Below are 15,321 nucleotides of genomic sequence, written 5' to 3' on the forward strand. Positions count from 1 at the left end.
GGTCATCGGATGAGGGGAGCCACGCATTGAAAAAGAAATTACTTATCGTCATTGCGTTTCTTCTTGCGTTGACAACTGCTTTGCCTTTCCATTCGCAGGCAGCTGCACCGCCAAAAGAAACAGATGTCATCATCGTCTATAAAAATCAAAAAGGAAAACAAACAGCTATTGAGGAAAGTGAGAAAGTGAACGCACAGTACATACATCTTCCCGCTGTCGCTGTGACAGCAGATGAACAAGCGGTCACCTCACTCAAAAAAGACCCAAACATCGCTTACGTCTCAAAAAACGTAAAGGTCAAACTCGCGGCTTCAACTGTGAAGAAAACAGCCGCTGCAACTAATCAGGATGTATTGGTACAAAAATCTTACAATCTACAAAAACTAAATATAAAGCAAGCAATAAAAGAAGGCGTGACTGGTAAAAATGTAAAAGTAGCCGTATTAGATACTGGTATTTTCCCACACGAGGATTTAAAGGTATCCGGCGGTAAATCATTCGTGAACTACACATCCTCTTATAAAGATGATGAAGGACATGGCACACATGTCGCCGGCACGATTGGTGCGCTTAATAACGATTATGGAACAGTTGGCGTCGCTTCTGGTGTGAAGCTGTATGCTGTGAAAGTGTTAGATAAAAAGGGAGAAGGCGACCTATATAGTCTGCTTCGAGGCATCGATTGGGCGATTAGCAATAAGATGGACATTATTAATTTAAGTTTAGGCTTTGAAGACAATATCCCAATCTTGCGTTCAGCAGTGGATGAAGCATATAAAAAAGGACTGCTCGTGGTTGCTGCAAGCGGAAATGATGGGAAAAAGAATCATATTAGCTACCCAGCCGCCTACAATAGCGTCATTGCCGTTTCTGCAACGACTGACAAAGACAAACTTTCGTCTATCTCGAATACAGGGAAAGGGATTGAATTTTCTGCTCCTGGCGAGAACGTCATCAGTACCTATTTGAAAAATGAGTATTGGTATGCAACGGGTACATCACAAGCTGCACCGCATGTCACAGGAATGCTGGCACTGTTAAAGCAGCTTCATCCGAAGAAAACAAATGCACAGCTTCGCACTTTATTGCGCAGCTATACTGTGGATCTTGGTGCAAAAGGGAAGGATCCACAATTCGGCTATGGCCGTGTGCAATATGTGCCGCAATCCACCTTTTTAAAGGCTGCGGCCAGTGCTATCAAAACAGCCGAAACATCTAAAAAGCAGGCAGATGTCAATCAAGCCAAAACGAGAATTGGCCGGCTCACTGCAAGCAAGCAAAAAACAGCACTCACAGAACGGGTGAAGAAAGTCCAAGCAGCCATTGATATCCGCTCGGCACGTGCAAAGGTCAAAACAGCCGAAAAGAACAAAACACAGGGCGCTATTAAAAGTGCTCAAACGGCCATCAAAAAACTAAACAAAGGCAAAGAAAAAACAAGCCTGCAAAACCGGCTCGACAAAGTCAAAAAACAAGTCGCTTATCAAAAGAAAGTGACAGACGCTAAACAAAAGGTCAAAAAAGCGGAAGCCAAACGAACAAAGAAAACAAAAGCAGTAGCTCAAAGCGCTGTCAAACAGCTAAAAGCCTCCAAAACAAAAACCAATTTACAAAAACGTTTAAACCGTATTAAGGTTTAACAGAAAAAACGATTCCTTTCAGCGAGGAATCGTTTTTTTCTATCTCAACATCGGCTCAAACAAGCTGTGATGATATTTCCCTTCGGCATCTGCCCTCACTTGATCCAGTATGCTTTCTAACGAAGCCATCACACCCTCTAATGCTCGGCGCACCGAACCTTGTTCAAAATCCGCTAAACTCTCTGGCAACTCATCTTCATCCAATACAAAGAAATCACCATTTGGAAGAACGAGAAGATCAACAATGAGGTCTTCAAACATGACCAGCTGCCCGTTGAACTGTGTATCTCCCACAATATTAAAATAAGATCCTAGTTCCTTTCCTTGATCATCTCTCCAGAAATATATGTTATAAGGACGATCCTTCCAATAATAAGCGGTCGTATAGCTCCCTTTTGGAATGGTTAGAGCACCCTCACCTGCCCTCATCGTAAACGGTTCTTCAATCTTGTGAAACAGCACAGCCTGCTGTCCCTGTGCGTCTAACAGCTGACAGATATGTTCCACAACTTTCTGATCGTATTTGATTTTTCTCTCGATGACTTCATCCCAACGATCCGCATGCAGCGAAAATAACATGTCACAACTCCCTCTAAACATCTCGTTTCTTTCCAGTATACACCGGTTTTTTTTGAAGAAATAAAGGATTGCCTCATTTACTTATGGAAGACCTATGATGAGGTGAAATAAATGAACGGAATCACGATTCTTGAAAACTTTACACAGCTTGGACAAATCATCCTCATGATTTGCGGCTATGTCCTTTATTGGCAGCTGGTGAAAACGAAGAGAGAACGAAAGCTGTCTCCTTATGAGCGCATGTTAAAATTCTTTGTCATGTTCGGTTTCATCTCGTGGGGGGTATCATATTGGGCGCTGGTACTGTGGGCGTAAATTGAAAAAAGGAAGAGCTGTCCATGGAGGTAAGCTCTTCCTTTTGCTGCACGTTATATTATGAACCTGCCGGCTGTTCTTTCTTGATCACATATTGATAGCTCTTGACATGCGTCCCATTTTGGTTCACAAATTCTTTATCAAGCGCACGCTCAAAGCCCATTCTTTCATATAGGCGAATGGCGGCCTGCATTTTATCAGATGTATGAAGATACAGAACATTTTCGCCCCATGATTGCGTCAGTTCAATACTTTTACGCAGCAATGACTCTGCAATGCCTTTTCCCCTCACATCGGGATCTACTCCTAAAAACCGGACGATGGCTGATGTAATGCCCATTTCGGGTTTGTCATATGCTTGCTCTGATGAACGGAACATTTGGAGCGTCCCCACGACCTTGCCGTCAAGTTCCGCCACAAGCATAAGCTCCATGTTCGGATTATCTACAGCTGCTGCAAGCGCGGCAGAATAATTTTGCCAGCCTTCCTCTGTAAATTGAGGCTCATACTGTGCATAGGATTTGATCAGCACGTGCGTGATGGCCTCATGATCTTCTTTGACTGCTTGACGAATGATTAGCTCTTGCTGCTTCATGTCAGCACCTCCTGCTCTCTATTAGTGGGTATACATATCATGCAATCACTGCATGCAATAGCCTTTACTCTTTTCTCTACTCATTCAATGTAAAGAGTCTCATGCGAAAGATCAATCATTTTGCACGGAATCATCTTTGAAAATTTTTCATTGAAAAGGAACGCTTGATTCATTATGCTGTGTTGAGGAAGTATACGAGGAGTGTTGTCATCATATGAGTTCTTTATCTTATCCCCAAGAATCGAAAAAAAATCGATTTCTCCTTGCCGCATTGCTCGGATCTTTAACAGCTCTTGCTCCGCTGGCAATGGATATGTATTTACCTGCTTTGCCTCATATTGCTCGTGATTTTGAGGCAAGCACGGCGTTGTCCCAATTAAGTCTGATGGCTTGTCTCATTGGACTGGCGCTCGGCCAGCTGATTGCAGGTCCGATCAGCGATACGATTGGCAGAAGAAAACCGCTGATGATTGGCTTGACCATCTTTATTGCGGCATCACTTCTTTGTACAGTGGTCACATCGATTTGGACGTTCATTCTTCTTAGATTGATTCAAGGACTTGCTGGTTCAGCAGGCATTGTCATTGCACGAGCCATTGTCCGAGATCATTATGAAGGATCAGAAATGACGAAATTTTTTGCACTGCTGATGTTAGTCAACGGGGTTGCACCGGCAGCAGCACCTATTGCAGGCGGACAGATTTTACGATTCACAACATGGCAGGGTGTATTTGTACTACTAGGAATCCTCGGGGCATTGATGCTGCTGAGATCGATTTTTTCACTGCAAGAAAGCTTACCCGCGGAGCGTAGACAGACCGGGGGCTTTCAACAGATTGCAGGTGCAATGAAAATTTTAGCCAGTGATCGTCTCTTTGTTGGGTATGCCCTTTCGCAAGGTCTTGTATTTGCAGCGATGTTTGCCTATATTTCTGGTTCACCGTTTGTGCTTCAAGATATTTTCAACCTTTCTCCACAAGGATTTAGTGCGGCCTTTGCGATAAATAGTCTTGGAATCATCACGGCTGGACAAGTATTTGCTCGAGTCGCTGCGAAAATCGGTGAAGAGAAAGTCCTTCGCATTGGATTGCTGACAGCTGCATTAGGCGGAGTCACTTTATTTTTCATGATCTCGATTGATGCAGGATTGTACGGTATTCTGATTCCGCTGTTTTTTGTTGTCTCAAGTGTTGGAATTGTCGGCACCTCTGCGCCGTCTCTTGCGATGCAGCAGCACGGAGCGCATGCAGGAAGTGCAGCTGCACTGATCGGTGTTGCGCAAATGCTGCTAGGCGCTTGCATGACACCTCTTGTCGGACTTGCCGGAAGCCAAACAGCCTTTCCAATGGGTCTGATCATTATGCTTTGTGATCTAGGCGCACTTTGCTGCTATTTCTTCTTTGTGGCCCGAGCGAAAAAAAGACCCGCATAAGCGGGTTTTTCATTTATTATGGCTTGCTCCAATTGATGGTGCGGAACACGTTGCTCTGGTCATTGTTGTGATATGCATCTAAATCAAAGCCTGATATTCCAAAACCAATTGCCATGACAATTCCTCCGGCAACGGTGAAGATGATCCCCCATTTGATACATTGCTTTTTTAAATCATTCACGTTCATACTCTCACGACCTTCTTTTTAAACATTCCTATGAATGCCTTAGTGGTTTGAATAGTCATTTGCACAAATAGCTTAGTCAAATACGCCGTGGCTATGCCGCTTAATAATCCGATACCTAATAGAAGAATACCAACGCCAATCTGCGTCACCACCACATGCAAACCGTCCTGAAAAATAAATGGAGAACCTATGATGCTCCAAAAACCGCCGAGCAGACCAACCAGCGTCACTGTTCCTGTCACGAGCGGAATGCACCAAATCACCATATATACAGAAAGAATCAGCAGGAAGACTGTTGCTAGAATACTGCCCCATAACGGAAAGCCTAAAATGAGAATGGAGAGTCTTGTGGCTTTTTCTCCAAACGTCGGCACCTGAACGGTTTTTATTCCTTGTTCCTTCAAAATCCCTTCAGCGATCATAGCAGGCTGACCGACTTGATGAACCGCTTCCTGTTCACTGTAGCCATCTTCCTGATAATCCTCAATCATTTCATCGTAGTATTCGATAAACCGATCACTGTCTTTTTCGCCTAGAAGATGCAGATGCTTCTTTAGGCTGCTCAAAAATTCTTTTTTATTCATTGCCCTGTCCTCCAGAAATAAAGTCGTAAATCGCCATCACCTGATCCCATTCCTCTAAAAACTGCGCCATATGCTCCCGCCCGCTTTCTGTCATGCGGTAGTATTTTCTTAATCGACTGTTATGTTCCTGGGAATAGGTCTCCACATAATTGTTTTGCTCTAAACGCTTTAAAATTGGATATAATGTCGATTCTGAAATCTCAATACAATGGGACATATCTTTAATGATTTGATAACCATAGGAATCGCCTTTCTTTAATACCGCCAGTACACAAAATTCCAGTAACCCTTTTTTTAATTGTGCATTCATGTTTACAACTCCTAACTCTTTATACTATACATTACATAGTATTGTGTGACAAGAGGTATAGAGAATAAAAAAAGACCCATTTTAGGGTCTTTTAGCTCTTTGTCTTCTTTTCATTTTTATATATTCACAAATCCTTCTCCGAACACATCGCGTACGTCATGGACAACCACGAATGCGTCTCGATCAATTTTCTTAATAATTTTCTTGAGACGCATGAGCTCTTGCTTTTGAATGACTGCGTAAAGAATTTCCTTCGATTCCTTTGAATAATGACCGCGTCCGTTTAAAATCGTGACGCCTCGATCTAAGGTGTGATTGATTTCTTCGGCAATATCATCTTTGCACGAAGAAATAATCGTCACTGCTTTTTTCGTGTTAAGTCCTTCTATCACGAAGTCCATCACCTTTGTCCCCACGTACAGCATCACAATGGTAAACATTAATTTTTCCGCACCAATAATAAAGTAGGAAGCAAATACAACGATCAAATCAAAGAACAAGATGGCATAGCTCACGTTCCAGTCTAAATACTTGTTGGCAATTCTTCCGAGAATGGCAGAACCCGCCGTTGTTCCACCGGCTCTGAGCACAAGACCAATCCCAATTCCGATGATGATTCCTGCGAAAATTGCTCCAATAATCATTTCATGTACATTCACGACCCATGTTGTGGTCAGATGTAAAAATAGGGAGTTACTTGCGACGGCAACCACGGTGTAAATTGTGGTTTTCTTGTCTAAGTACTTATACCCGACAAGCAGTAAGATGGCATTGAACACGAGGTTCGTCAGCCACGGTGCTATTTCAAACAAATAATAAAAAATGATGGACAGCCCCGTTACGCCGCCTTCACCAAATTCAAGCGGAATGACAAACATATTCACTGCTGCGGCAAATAAAAAAGAACCAACCAGAATCATCGCTATATCTTTTACACATTTTTTCAATTTCTTCTTTCCTCCTTTTTTAAGCATATAAAAAACCCTCTTTCTGCACGAAAGAAGACAGTCGTTGGACAACATAAAAATCAAAAGACGGCGCCTTTTGATGAAGCTTTCTGAAATCAATCTTTCCATAATATATATCTCTTTTTAGAGGCTGTCAATGACTTGGTTTTCTATTATTTTGACTGCATTTTTATGCATCAAAACCCGCATGTTTTCAGGGTTTTCGCGCCCTAATATGCTTTTTCCTCTCCTTGACAAAAACGCTTTAGTCATTTAAACTACTGCCTCATATCATACCCATCAAATCCGATCTAAAAAGGAGGCTGTTTGATTCCGATGAATCCTATTCAAAGTCGTTTACAGGCTCACGCACCTTTGATTTTAGACGGTGCATTAGCAACAGAGCTTGAACGAAAGGGCTGTAACTTAAACGATCGTTTATGGTCAGCCAAAATACTCATTGAACAGCCACAATTGATTCAGCAAGTACACTTGGACTACTTCCTAGCAGGTGCTGACTGCGCAACAACCGCCAGCTACCAAACAACGATTGAAGGCTTTGCTGAAAAAGGCTATACAAAAGAAGAAGCGATTGACCTCATGAAACGCTCTGTCTCTTTAGCGAAAGAAGCACGCGATCTTTTTTGGCAGGATGAAGCGCGTCGTGAAGGGCGGACAAAACCATTTGTCGCTGGATCTGTGGGGCCATTCGGGGCTTATTTGTCTGACGGTTCTGAATATAAGGGAAATTACGGACTTACTGAGCAGGCTCTCATTGATTTTCACAGACCAAGAATTCAGGCATTAGTAGAAGCGGGTGCAGATATTCTTGCTTGCGAAACGATTCCTTGTCTGATTGAAGCAACTGCCATTGCAAAGCTGCTGCAGGATGAATTCAGCGGGGTATCAGCTTGGATTACATTCAGCGCAAAGGATGGCCTGCACATTAGTGAAGGTGATTTCATACGAGAATGTGTACAGGCACTTGAGCCTTATGAACAAATCGCTGCTGTCGGCGTGAACTGCACGCCGCCGCAATTTATCACTTCTCTCATTCAAGAGATGAAAAAAGGAACGAGCAAACCGATTGTGGTGTATCCAAACTCAGGTGAAGTATATGATCCTGAAGAAAAGGTATGGAGCGGAGATACGTCACATCTTACTTTTGGCGAATGTGCGTATCAATGGTACAAAGACGGCGCTCATATCATCGGCGGCTGCTGCCGGACGACCCCAGAAGATATTAATGACATCTTAAAACGAACCACATCATAGCATCATGAATCATCACACATACTTCTAAGCAAAAGGGCGGGAAGACATGGAACAAGCAAAAGATCAGTCACAACAATACCAACGAAAAATGACGAGCCGGCACCTGTTCATGCTTTCTCTAGGCGGCGTCATTGGAACAGGGCTCTTTTTAAGCTCTGGCTATACCATCAATCAGGCCGGACCTGCGGGAACCATTCTTGCCTATCTTGTGGGGGCATTAATTGTCTACCTCGTGATGCTTTGTTTAGGTGAGCTGTCTGTCGCAATGCCGGTCACAGGGGCTTTTCATACGTATGCAACAAAATACATTGGACCTGGTACAGGCTATACGGTCGCTTGGCTATACTGGCTGACGTGGACAGTGGCACTCGGTTCGGAATTTACAGCGGCAGGACTATTAATGCAGCGCTGGTTTCCAGACACTTCGGTTTGGATGTGGAGTGGTGTTTTTGCTCTTCTCATCTTTTTACTGAACGCATTTACAGTCAAGTTTTTTGCAGAATCAGAGTTTTGGTTTTCCAGTATTAAAGTAATGGCTATTATTCTCTTTATTATTCTTGGCGGAGCTGCAATGTTTGGTTTGATTCCATTAAAGGGCGGTGAGGCCGCTCCGTTCTTTTCTAATTTCACTGGTGAAGGCGGACTTTTACCAAACGGTTTTTTACCGATTTTAATGACGATGCTTGCGGTCAATTTTGCTTTTTCAGGTACGGAGTTGATTGGGATTGCTGCGGGTGAAAGCGTCAATCCTGACGAGACCATTCCAAGAGCAATTCGCACAACCGTCCTGCGTCTCGTCCTGTTTTTCGTTGGAACGATCGTTGTTTTAGCTGGCTTGATTCCAGTAGAAGAAGCCGGGGTGATCAAAAGCCCATTTGTCGTGGTATTTGATCGTATCGGGATTCCTTATGCCGCAGATTTCATGAATTTTGTCATCCTGACCGCGATCTTATCTGCCGCAAACTCAGGATTATACGCATCATCTCGTATGCTTTGGTCACTTTCTGAGGAACGAACACTTCCTAAAAAACTAGCGAAGCTGACGTCAAAAGGAATTCCTTTGAATGCACTCATTTTAAGTATGATCGGTGGTATTCTTTCTTTGCTATCGAGTGTGATCGCACCAGAAACGGTATACCTTGTCCTTGTGTCAATCTCTGGACTGGCCGTTGTGGTCGTATGGATGGGGATTGCTGCCTCACAGTTTATGTTTCGGAAAAGATTTTTACAGGAAGGCGGACAGCTTCATGATTTATCCTTTCGAACACCGCTCTATCCAGTAGTTCCGATTGCAGCCTTCCTTCTATGTCTTGCATCTGTCATCGGCATTGCCTTTGATCCAAATCAGCGGATTGCCCTCATCTGCGGCATTCCTTTCATTGCGCTCTGCTATGCTGCCTATTACGTGACAGCTTGGATTCAGAAAAAACGAGAAAAACATGGTGTATAACGCCAGGTTTTTTCTATGAAAATAGTCTGACAAAAAAGGATATCACTAGTAAAAGAAGCACACTTTGGTATATGATAGGAATCTATGATTTTCAGGATGAACCAAGGGAGTTGTCGTGAATATGGAAATGACCATTACAAGAGCATTAAGTGAACTGAAAATGTTAGATAAGAGAATCAACCGAACTGTTGATGAAGCCGTACTTGGTGGATTGATGATCGGGAAACATATACAGCATGGATTTCAGAATCAAGAAGAAGTTGAAAAAAAGGCGAAGGCTGATGACCAATCGATTCAAGCTTTAATCAAACGCCGAAATGCCATCAAATCGGCCATCGTTGTATCGAATGCGACCACAATGATTGATGTGGCGGGTGTCCGTATGACGGTGGCAGAAGCGATTGAACGTAAGACGTCGATAGACTACGATATTCGTTATTTACGGAAAATGAAACAGGTGTACAAAGAGCTGGTCGACAAAGCTGAACAAACGAATGAAGATGTGAAAAAGAGACTTGATCAGCATTTAGAGACCTTGTTTGGAAAAGATGGAAAGACACAAGCGGCTGCTAACCAAGAGATTGTGAAGTCTTTTCTAGCTGAAAATGAGGCGGTGATCATCGATCCGCTTCGCCTTCGAGTGAAAATTGAACAGCTTTCGAAAGAAATTGAAGATTTTCAAATGGAAGTTGATTTTTCCTTATCTGAAAGCAATACACTGACGAAAATACAGATTGATTAATTGATTTTGTTAGTGAGCCGAAAATCGATAGAACTAAACACCTCCGAGGGAAAGGTCATTCCCTCCTCATCTGATGATCATCTTAGGATGATCCTTGATAAAAGCTCAAAGCTGAACGTTCAAGGATCAAAGTTCAAGTGTGAAATTTCTTATCCATCAAAGCTCAAGATTAAAAGTTAAACGCTCGATCGAATCTGGGAATAACGGCTGATGAGTGTTTGTTTATCGACTCTTTCGGTTGCCGCCCAGCAGGTTTGCTAACAAAAAGAAAAGGATGTCACATGATGACATCCTTTTTCTATGAAAACAACATGGCTTTCGCCAAGCAGCCTCTTCCAGTAGATTAGTTACGTAGTGTATACGCCAAATGGTACACACTTGTGACATTTGAAGATAGCTTGATGTCGTTTGAAGTGAACGTGATTGGAACGATATCGTAATAATGTTTAGACCAGCCTGCATTATAAAAAGTACGATAGCCTGCACCTGCAGGAACTTGAAATGTTAGTGAAAATCGTCCGTTCTCGTCTGTTGTGCCTGTCGCTCTCTCAGCATATGGTTTGATCGCTGCTTCAAAATAAAGCTGAATTGGCGAATTAGGCATCGCTTTTCCACTTGTATCCACTAATGATCCTTTAAACGTAGCTGAATAATACGAACCTACTCGATATTTACTGCCAGACCCGTAATCGACTATACCTCCGTCTTTTGCTGTGACACTCGTTACTTCTACAGATGCTGGTACTGCTCCAGTTTCCTCTGCATGTGCAAAGGCTGGGAATACGAGAAGCAATGATAGAAAGAAAGCAAACAACATTTTTTTCATCGATATATCCTCCTTTTTTTCCTACAATATTACCATCGGCATAAATTGGTATTTTTCCAGTAAAAAACAAAAAACTCCCCTTTTTTTAGAAAGGGAAGTTTCAGATTGGTGACATCCTTTTTTCTATGAGATTAGTAACGTGATGTATACGCCAAATGGTATACACTTGTGACATTTGAAGATAGTTTGATGTCGTTTGACGTGAACGTCACTGGAACGATATCGTAGTAATGTGTTGACCAGCCTGCATTATTGTATGATTGGTAGCCTGCACCTGCAGGAACTTGAAACGTCAGTGAAAATTGCCCATACTCGTCTGTTGTGCCTGTCGCTGTTTGAGCATATGATTTGATCGCTGCTTCAAAATAAAGCTTGATCGGCTGATTAGGCATGAGATTTCCGCTTGCATCTTTTAGTGTTCCTTTAAACGTAGCTGGATAATAAGAACCCACGCGATATTTACTGCCATAGCCGTAATTCACTATTCCACTATCGGCTGCTGTGACACTTGTTACTTGTACAGATGCTGGTACTGCACCTGTTTCTTCAGCATGTGCAAAGCTTGGGAATACGAGAAGCAATGATAGAAAGAAAGCAAACATGATTTTTTTCATCGATATATCCTCCTTTTTTTTCCTACTATATTACTATCGACAGGAATTGGTATTTTTCCAGTTAAAAACAAAAAACCTCCCCTTTATTAGAAAGGGAGGTCTTTTTTTATTTTTTCACAACCACTTTTACCGCTTTGCTTTCTCTTTTTCTCACATCTGAAGCGGTCACATACAAAACCGTTTTGGCTTTCTGAGGTTTTATTTGGGCAGTAAATGCACCCTTGCTATTGGTCTTGACTGTTTTGATGACTTTCTTTGATTTGTTTTTCACTTTAATGGTCAAGCCTGCACCCGCAGTCCCTTTGACCGCTTTACTTTTGACGGTTACTTTGCTCACTTTCGGCTTAGCTGGTGCTTTGCCTTTTTTCACAACGGTTTTGAGCGTCGTAGCGGCCTTTCCTTTTGAAATTTTAATGTGAAGGACCTTGTTTTTGTTCTGATGCTTAATCTTCACACTAAAGGTTCCTTTTTTGCCTGCTGTGCCTTTTCCAAGCAGGGTTTTGCCTCTATACACAGAAATTGCAGCGCCGGCTTTTGCTTTACCTGTCACCTTTTGGTGCTGATCCTCCACTTTGCTCACAGATGCATTCAGTTCAACAGCGCTTAATGCAGCAAATGCATTCAATCTCCCATGTCCTGTCATCCAATCGATACCCGGGATTTTCGGATCGACAATTGGCTCCTCATTTTCATCATAGAAAACGTCGTCTTTTCCATCAACAGATTTAAATGAGATGTCATCTGATGTACTTTGTAAAAGATTTCTCACTTGATTTGGCTTCAAGGATGGATTTTTAGAAAGCAGTAATCCTGCTGCTGCTGCCACATATGGTGTCGCCATTGATGTCCCGCTAAGGTATGAGACATTCCCATCAGGCATTAAGCTCGGAATATCCGACCCTGGTGCTGACATGCTCAGTCCTTTGCCATAGCTTGAGAACTCAGCGGCAATATCCATACGGTTGCTTGCGCCAACCGCCATTGCGTATTTTGATGTCGCAGGGTAGCCCATTTCTGGTACGCCATCATTTCCACTCGCCACGACGACTAGTACATTTCTTTGAGCAGCGTAATTCATTGCATATTCAATCACTCTGCTGTAATAGCCGCCAAGGCTCATGTTAATGACCTTTGCGCCTTTGTCTACTGCATGCTTGATTCCAAGTGCAATATGCTCTGTATCTCCAAATCCATAGGCATCCAGCACCTTCACTGGAATGATGCCCGCATGTTGGTTGAGACCTGCCATTGAGTAATGATTATCGGATTTTGCGGCAATGATGCCTGCCACATGCGTACCGTGTCCATTGTCATCAATCGCATCTTTGTTTCGTCCAATGAGATTCGCACCTAAGTCTGTACGAACAGTCCCGCTTAAATCTGTCAAACGGCTGTCTACACCTGTATCCACAACAGCAATTAATGTTTGCTTCATTTTGCTTGTGCCAATCAGTGTATTCATTTGTTCAAATTTGACGTCCGCGCCTTTTTTTCCGCTGTTTTGCGCACTGTTTTTTAGCGGCCACTGATAACCATACTGCGCGTCGTGGCTTAGCGCACGATAGGTTTGAACAGGCTCTGCAAATTCAACATTCGGCATGCTGGAGAGCTTTCTTGCCGTGCTTTTGATGACCGCTTTGCCTGCTTTTAGTGTCTTTCCAGCTGATTCTTGCCCTGCTGGCACATCATAGACATACATTCCTTTGAATAAAGGACTGACTGACTGTGATGTCACACGGTTTTCTTGGATGCCGTAGCTTTTCATCTTCTTTTTCGCAGATTGAAGCGTTTGACCATCCTTTAATTTAAAAATGATCTTATTCGTTTTAACCTTCTCTTCTTTTACAAGCTTTTGTTTCTCTAATACATAACCGGCTGATTTTCCTTCAAGCTGATTGATGCCAATTTTTTGACTGACGGCTTCTAATTCCTTTTTTAAATAAGCCGGACTTGCATCTTTGAGCATATCAAAAAGGGACCTAATCGCCTGTTGTTCTTTTTCTGTTACGATATGACCACTAAATGCACCATTTTTCTCTACGTCACTTAGCAGTGTTTTTAATGTGAGCAGATGGTTGTATACCTTTTGCTGCTCTTTTTGATGTTTAATGAGCTTCGATTTGAGAAACGGCTTTGTCTTTTGGAGCAGACGCGAAAGCTTCCGACCTTCTGCCGTTTCATTGAATCGTTTATCTTCGATTGTACGAATCGATTGAAGAATTTCACGCCCGTACTTTTTCTCTATAATGATGATTTCAGGCTCATCGTCTTCAGGGAAAACGGGTTCAGAAGGCGGGAGGTTAGCTCCTTTATATCCAATTGTGAATACCGCATCCTCTTCCTCATCACGGCTGTCTTCCTCCGACCCTAAATAGAGCACTTTGACATAATAGGGACCTGACCATGCATGCGGGAAGTTGATCTCTGTTTCTCCGCTAGATGTGTCCACGCGATATCTTGAATATGTGTCATCCTTCATCGCTCTGTCCTTACTTGGATAGACTGATACGGACAGCACTTGTTTACTTTTTACAGAAATTTGCATATGTGTATGTTTTGCCACCTCTTGTGCAGATGGCGTGATTTGATACCACGACTCTTCCTTTTCATTCTGTAATGTACCTGAGATGACTTCTCCATTTTTTAACCCAATGGCTTCATTGACACTTGTTCCATGACTGGCAGCTGCTGCCTCGTATTCAGGTAATGCTGCCATACATAGAATGATGGCCATGAGTACGGCCACACAGGATTTGACCTGCTTTTTGAACATGAAAAGACCCCCTTATCTTTTATGATACCTTGGAAGAATATCACAGAAAGACATTTAGTAGAATCTGTTTATGACATAATTAAACTCGTTTTAAGCTAGGATTTGAGATATTCAGTCAGCAAGACAGATAGCTTCATAAACTTTTTGCCATTTCAAACGGAAAATGATGCTATTTAACCATGACGAAAAGTACATTACAATCAACTTGTAAGCGCTTAACAAACGAGAGAGAAGGGATCAGCTTGTTCCAAAAAGATCATGTTTTCACACAAGTAAACGGACGATCAAAGAATGAGATTTTACAATACATTTCCGAGAAAGCTGAAGACCTTCAGATTACAAACGATCAGGCGGGGCTATTAGCAGATTTGTTGACACGCGAAGACGAAGTCTCAACAGGACTTCAGCAAGGCTTCGCCATTCCACATACAAAAAGCTCCGCTGTACAAACGGCTTCACTTCTTTTTTTAGAACTTGAACAACCCATTGAATGGGGAAGCTTCGACGATTTGCCAACAAGCTATTTATTTACACTGCTCGTTCCACTAGAGGAAGCAAATATCACACACCTGAAATTACTGTCAGGTATTGCGACCAGCCTAATGGAACCTGCTTTTATCGAAAAGATTCAACCAGGTCAAACAGCTGATTACTATTACGAAGTCATTGAACAACAATTGAAAGAGGGGATTACACAATGAAAATTGTCGGTGTCACTTCATGTCCAGCAGGGTTAGCTCACACACCAATGGCAGCCAAAGCGTTAGAAAATGCAGGTAAACAGCTCGGACACGAGATCAAAATCGAACAGCAAGGGATTATGGGACAGGTGAACGGCATTACAGCAGAGGAAGCACAGCAGGCAGACCTCTGCATCTTTGCCTCAAATCAGCATATTAACGATGCGGAACGCTTCTCAGGCATTCCCACTGTACGTGTCGAAATCGGACGAGCCTTAAAAAATGCCGAACAAATCATCACCAAAGCTGTAGCACTTGTAGAAAAGAAAAAGTCTGAATCTCAATAAACATGAGCAATGCCATATAGAAAGG

The 15,321-nt window shown here is 42.6% G+C and carries 17 protein-coding genes; 8 read left to right on the plus strand and 9 right to left on the minus strand.

The window, feature by feature from the left end:
• The first annotated feature begins 26 nt into the window (after positions 1–26).
• Positions 27–1,640: a S8 family peptidase gene (locus JVX94_RS13145; RefSeq protein ID WP_240193765.1), complete on the plus strand. Its 1,614-nt coding sequence runs from the start codon at positions 27–29 to the stop codon at positions 1,638–1,640.
• 39 nt (positions 1,641–1,679) lie between these two features.
• Here the strand turns inward: JVX94_RS13145 and JVX94_RS13150 are convergent, their stop codons facing one another.
• Positions 1,680–2,219, minus strand: a complete 540-nt coding sequence (locus JVX94_RS13150; protein ID WP_205183443.1) for a ribonuclease FAU-1 family protein — start codon at positions 2,217–2,219, stop codon at positions 1,680–1,682.
• A 111-nt stretch (positions 2,220–2,330) separates the two neighbouring features.
• Here JVX94_RS13150 and JVX94_RS13155 point away from each other — a divergent pair, with 111 nt between their 5' ends.
• The gene (locus JVX94_RS13155) at positions 2,331–2,534 is read left to right on the plus strand and encodes a hypothetical protein (protein WP_205183445.1); all 204 of its coding nucleotides are present in this window, start codon (positions 2,331–2,333) and stop codon (positions 2,532–2,534) included.
• A 58-nt stretch (positions 2,535–2,592) separates the two neighbouring features.
• Here JVX94_RS13155 and JVX94_RS13160 read toward each other — a convergent pair whose 3' ends face one another.
• Positions 2,593–3,129, minus strand: a complete 537-nt coding sequence (locus tag JVX94_RS13160; RefSeq protein ID WP_095407631.1) for a GNAT family N-acetyltransferase — start codon at positions 3,127–3,129, stop codon at positions 2,593–2,595.
• 214 nt (positions 3,130–3,343) lie between these two features.
• On the opposite strand from JVX94_RS13160, the gene JVX94_RS13165 reads away from it, so the two are divergent.
• The gene (locus JVX94_RS13165; protein WP_205183448.1) at positions 3,344–4,561 is read left to right on the plus strand and encodes a multidrug effflux MFS transporter; all 1,218 of its coding nucleotides are present in this window, start codon (positions 3,344–3,346) and stop codon (positions 4,559–4,561) included.
• Positions 4,562–4,577: 16 nt separating this feature from the next.
• Here JVX94_RS13165 and JVX94_RS13170 read toward each other — a convergent pair whose 3' ends face one another.
• From JVX94_RS13170 to JVX94_RS13185, 4 genes are all read right to left on the minus strand, one after another.
• Positions 4,578–4,748, minus strand: a complete 171-nt coding sequence (locus JVX94_RS13170; RefSeq protein WP_186318707.1) for a hypothetical protein — start codon at positions 4,746–4,748, stop codon at positions 4,578–4,580.
• Entirely contained in the window at positions 4,745–5,332 is a 588-nt protein-coding gene (locus tag JVX94_RS13175; protein WP_095407629.1) for a DUF1700 domain-containing protein, read from the minus strand. The genes JVX94_RS13170 and JVX94_RS13175 overlap by 4 nt, the downstream gene beginning before the upstream one ends.
• The gene (locus JVX94_RS13180; RefSeq protein WP_024424392.1) at positions 5,325–5,642 is read right to left on the minus strand and encodes a PadR family transcriptional regulator; all 318 of its coding nucleotides are present in this window, start codon (positions 5,640–5,642) and stop codon (positions 5,325–5,327) included. Before JVX94_RS13180 ends, JVX94_RS13175 begins: the two co-directional genes overlap by 8 nt.
• 116 nt (positions 5,643–5,758) lie before the next feature.
• Entirely contained in the window at positions 5,759–6,589 is an 831-nt protein-coding gene (locus tag JVX94_RS13185) for a YitT family protein (RefSeq protein ID WP_223250925.1), read from the minus strand.
• Between the two features lie 336 nt (positions 6,590–6,925).
• On the opposite strand from JVX94_RS13185, the gene mmuM reads away from it, so the two are divergent.
• The 3 genes from mmuM to JVX94_RS13200 all read left to right on the plus strand — a co-directional run bounded on the left by mmuM (position 6,926) and on the right by JVX94_RS13200 (position 10,056).
• A complete protein-coding gene (mmuM, locus tag JVX94_RS13190; RefSeq protein ID WP_205183451.1) occupies positions 6,926–7,864 on the plus strand; it encodes a homocysteine S-methyltransferase in 939 nt (312 codons plus the stop codon).
• A 46-nt stretch (positions 7,865–7,910) separates the two neighbouring features.
• Positions 7,911–9,314, plus strand: coding sequence for an S-methylmethionine permease (mmuP, locus tag JVX94_RS13195; protein ID WP_205183453.1), 1,404 nt, complete (start codon positions 7,911–7,913; stop codon positions 9,312–9,314).
• 121 nt (positions 9,315–9,435) lie between these two features.
• A complete protein-coding gene (locus JVX94_RS13200) occupies positions 9,436–10,056 on the plus strand; it encodes a hypothetical protein (protein WP_048238197.1) in 621 nt (206 codons plus the stop codon).
• Between the two features lie 343 nt (positions 10,057–10,399).
• Here the strand turns inward: JVX94_RS13200 and JVX94_RS13205 are convergent, their stop codons facing one another.
• The 3 genes from JVX94_RS13205 to JVX94_RS13215 form a co-directional block, all read right to left on the minus strand.
• Entirely contained in the window at positions 10,400–10,882 is a 483-nt protein-coding gene (locus JVX94_RS13205; protein ID WP_205183455.1) for a hypothetical protein, read from the minus strand.
• Positions 10,883–11,013: 131 nt separating this feature from the next.
• Entirely contained in the window at positions 11,014–11,496 is a 483-nt protein-coding gene (locus tag JVX94_RS13210) for a hypothetical protein (RefSeq protein ID WP_144472760.1), read from the minus strand.
• 106 nt (positions 11,497–11,602) lie between these two features.
• Positions 11,603–14,269 carry a S8 family peptidase gene (locus JVX94_RS13215; RefSeq protein ID WP_205183457.1) on the minus strand — a complete coding sequence of 889 codons (2,667 nt, stop codon included), beginning with the start codon at positions 14,267–14,269 and terminating at the stop codon, positions 11,603–11,605.
• Between the two features lie 179 nt (positions 14,270–14,448).
• On the opposite strand from JVX94_RS13215, the gene JVX94_RS13220 reads away from it, so the two are divergent.
• Complete coding sequence (locus JVX94_RS13220; protein WP_223250924.1) at positions 14,449–14,970, plus strand: PTS sugar transporter subunit IIA; 522 nt, start codon at positions 14,449–14,451, stop codon at positions 14,968–14,970.
• Positions 14,967–15,296 (plus strand): PTS fructose transporter subunit IIB, encoded by a 330-nt coding sequence (locus JVX94_RS13225; protein WP_205183459.1) that lies wholly within the window; start codon positions 14,967–14,969, stop codon positions 15,294–15,296. The genes JVX94_RS13220 and JVX94_RS13225 overlap by 4 nt, the downstream gene beginning before the upstream one ends.
• The last annotated feature ends 25 nt before the right edge of the window (positions 15,297–15,321 follow it).

The sequence above is a fragment of the Bacillus sp. PDNC022 genome, from assembly GCF_016919285.1.
Classification (GTDB): Bacteria; Bacillota; Bacilli; order Bacillales; family Bacillaceae; genus Bacillus; species Bacillus safensis.

Excerpts from the sequence above, each read along its gene's own strand:
- JVX94_RS13180 (WP_024424392.1), bottom strand. The coding sequence starts at position 5,642 with ATGAATGCACAATTAAAAAAAGGGTTACTGGAATTTTGTGTACTGGCG.
- JVX94_RS13205 (WP_205183455.1), bottom strand. The coding sequence starts at position 10,882 with ATGAAAAAAATGTTGTTTGCTTTCTTTCTATCATTGCTTCTCGTATTC.
- JVX94_RS13215 (WP_205183457.1), bottom strand. The coding sequence starts at position 14,269 with ATGTTCAAAAAGCAGGTCAAATCCTGTGTGGCCGTACTCATGGCCATC.
- JVX94_RS13210 (WP_144472760.1), bottom strand. The coding sequence starts at position 11,496 with ATGAAAAAAATCATGTTTGCTTTCTTTCTATCATTGCTTCTCGTATTC.
- JVX94_RS13200 (WP_048238197.1), top strand. The coding sequence starts at position 9,436 with ATGGAAATGACCATTACAAGAGCATTAAGTGAACTGAAAATGTTAGAT.
- JVX94_RS13165 (WP_205183448.1), top strand. The coding sequence starts at position 3,344 with ATGAGTTCTTTATCTTATCCCCAAGAATCGAAAAAAAATCGATTTCTC.
- JVX94_RS13155 (WP_205183445.1), top strand. The coding sequence starts at position 2,331 with ATGAACGGAATCACGATTCTTGAAAACTTTACACAGCTTGGACAAATC.
- JVX94_RS13160 (WP_095407631.1), bottom strand. The coding sequence starts at position 3,129 with ATGAAGCAGCAAGAGCTAATCATTCGTCAAGCAGTCAAAGAAGATCAT.
- JVX94_RS13225 (WP_205183459.1), top strand. The coding sequence starts at position 14,967 with ATGAAAATTGTCGGTGTCACTTCATGTCCAGCAGGGTTAGCTCACACA.
- JVX94_RS13220 (WP_223250924.1), top strand. The coding sequence starts at position 14,449 with ATGACGAAAAGTACATTACAATCAACTTGTAAGCGCTTAACAAACGAG.
- JVX94_RS13170 (WP_186318707.1), bottom strand. The coding sequence starts at position 4,748 with ATGAACGTGAATGATTTAAAAAAGCAATGTATCAAATGGGGGATCATC.
- JVX94_RS13175 (WP_095407629.1), bottom strand. The coding sequence starts at position 5,332 with ATGAATAAAAAAGAATTTTTGAGCAGCCTAAAGAAGCATCTGCATCTT.
- mmuM (WP_205183451.1), top strand. The coding sequence starts at position 6,926 with ATGAATCCTATTCAAAGTCGTTTACAGGCTCACGCACCTTTGATTTTA.
- mmuP (WP_205183453.1), top strand. The coding sequence starts at position 7,911 with ATGGAACAAGCAAAAGATCAGTCACAACAATACCAACGAAAAATGACG.
- JVX94_RS13150 (WP_205183443.1), bottom strand. The coding sequence starts at position 2,219 with ATGTTATTTTCGCTGCATGCGGATCGTTGGGATGAAGTCATCGAGAGA.